This window comes from Neoluteolibacter marinus (assembly GCF_014904755.1).
GTDB classification, from domain to species: domain Bacteria; phylum Verrucomicrobiota; class Verrucomicrobiia; order Verrucomicrobiales; family Akkermansiaceae; genus Haloferula; species Haloferula marina.
The window spans coordinates 1-591 of record NZ_JACZFQ010000289.1; the positions used below are offsets into that span (position 1 = coordinate 1).

1 protein-coding gene is annotated in these 591 nt (G+C 67.0%); it reads left to right on the plus strand.

Annotated features, from left to right (window positions below; all coding sequences use genetic code 11):
* On the plus strand, positions 1–478 hold a 478-nt coding region (locus IG178_RS24895; RefSeq protein ID WP_193215258.1), incomplete at its 5' end, for an integrase core domain-containing protein.
* Between the last annotated feature and the right edge of the window lie 113 nt (positions 479–591).

Below are 591 nucleotides of genomic sequence, written 5' to 3' on the forward strand. Positions count from 1 at the left end.
CGGGTTCTGCTACGTCGCTTTCATCACCGACGTCTACTCCCGGCGCATCGTCGGGTGGGCCGTCTCGGGCAGCCTTCACACTGCGGGGCTGCCGTTGCTGGCCCTGGAGCACGCGCTGTTGAGCACGGGAGCCAGCCGGGGCCGGGAAGGTCTGGTCCATCACTCAGACCGCGGCTCCCAGTACGTCTCTCTGGCGTATTCGGACGCGCTCATCACCGCCGGGGTGAGCGCCTCGGTGGGCACCGTGGGCGACTCCTACGACAACGCCCTGGCCGAGACCGTGAACGGGCTCTACAAAGCCGAACTCATTCACGCCAAGCGGATCTGGGAGTCCGTCGAGGCGGTCGAGCTGGCCACGATGGGGTGGGTGCACTGGTGGAACACGGCCCGCCTCCATGAAGCCCTCGGCTACTGCACTCCCGCGGAGGTCGAGGCGGCCTACACTCACGACCAGGATTCAGCGCCCGTTGCGTCCTGACCTCGGAACGAAACCCAGGGCGCTTCAACCCTGACCGACAACGGCCTGGTCTTCACCTCCCGGCTGGCCAGGTACCGAGGCGGCCGCAACGGATTCGAGAAGCTGCTCGATGC